Genomic DNA, 1326 nt, shown 5'->3' on the forward strand with positions numbered 1-1326 from the left:
ATGCTGCAATGACACGACTTCGGCGGTGTGCTTGAGCCCCGCTACATTGTCGGCGCGGAATCACTTGACCAGTGAGCTATTACGCACTCTTTCAAGGATGGCTGCTTCTAAGCCAACCTCCTGGTTGTCTCTGCGACTCCACATCCTTTCCCACTTAGCACACGCTTAGGGGCCTTAGTCGATGCTCTGGGCTGTTTCCCTCTCGACCATGGAGCTTATCCCCCACAGTCTCACTGCCGCGCTCTCACTTACCGGCATTCGGAGTTTGGCTAAGGTCAGTAACCCGGTAGGGCCCATCGCCTATCCAGTGCTCTACCTCCGGCAAGAAACACACGACGCTGCACCTAAATGCATTTCGGGGAGAACCAGCTATCACGGAGTTTGATTGGCCTTTCACCCCTAACCACAGGTCATCCCCCAGGTTTTCAACCCTGGTGGGTTCGGTCCTCCACGAAGTCTTACCTCCGCTTCAACCTGCCCATGGCTAGATCACTCCGCTTCGGGTCTTGGGCACGCTACTCAACGCCCTATTCGGACTCGCTTTCGCTACGGCTTCCCCACACGGGTTAACCTCGCAACATACCGCAAACTCGCAGGCTCATTCTTCAAAAGGCACGCAGTCACGACGCAGAGACAAGTCTCTGCGCGACGCTCCCACGGCTTGTAGGCACACGGTTTCAGGTACTATTTCACTCCGCTCCCGCGGTACTTTTCACCATTCCCTCACGGTACTATCCGCTATCGGTCACCAGGGAATATTTAGGCTTAACGGGTGGTCCCGCCAGATTCACACGGGATTTCTCGGGCCCCGTGCTACTTGGGTGGTTCTCAAACGAGCCGTTAATGTTTCAGCTACGGGGGTCTTACCCTCTACGCCGGACCTTTCGCATGTCCTTCGCCTACATCAACGGTTTCTGACTCGTCTCACAGCCGGCAGACTGTGAAAGAGAACTCCCACAACCCCAACCACGCAACCCCTGCCGGGTATCACACGTGACTGGTTTGGCCTCATCCGGTTTCGCTCGCCACTACTCCCGGAATCACGGTTGTTTTCTCTTCCTGCGGGTACTGAGATGTTTCACTTCCCCGCGTTCCCTCCACACTGCCTATGTGTTCAGCAGCGGGTGACAGCCCATGACGACTGCCGGGTTTCCCCATTCGGACACCCCCGGATCAAAGCTTGGTTGACAGCTCCCCGGGGCCTATCGTGGCCTCCCACGTCCTTCATCGGTTCCTGGTGCCAAGGCATCCACCGTGCGCCCTTAAAAACTTGGCCACAGATGCTCGCGTCCACTGTGCAGTTCTCAAGCAACGACCAGCCACCCA

At 56.9% G+C, this 1326-nt stretch carries 1 rRNA gene (cut by a window edge); it reads right to left on the reverse strand.

Annotated elements, in window-relative coordinates:
* Positions 1–1276 (reverse strand): 23S ribosomal RNA (locus ACGFR7_RS37390) (it extends 1271 nt beyond the left edge of the window).
* Positions 1277–1326: the final 50 nt, after the last annotated feature.

It is taken from the genome of Streptomyces sp. NPDC048516, from assembly GCF_043199875.1.
In the GTDB taxonomy this organism is placed as follows: Bacteria; Actinomycetota; Actinomycetes; order Streptomycetales; family Streptomycetaceae; genus Streptomyces.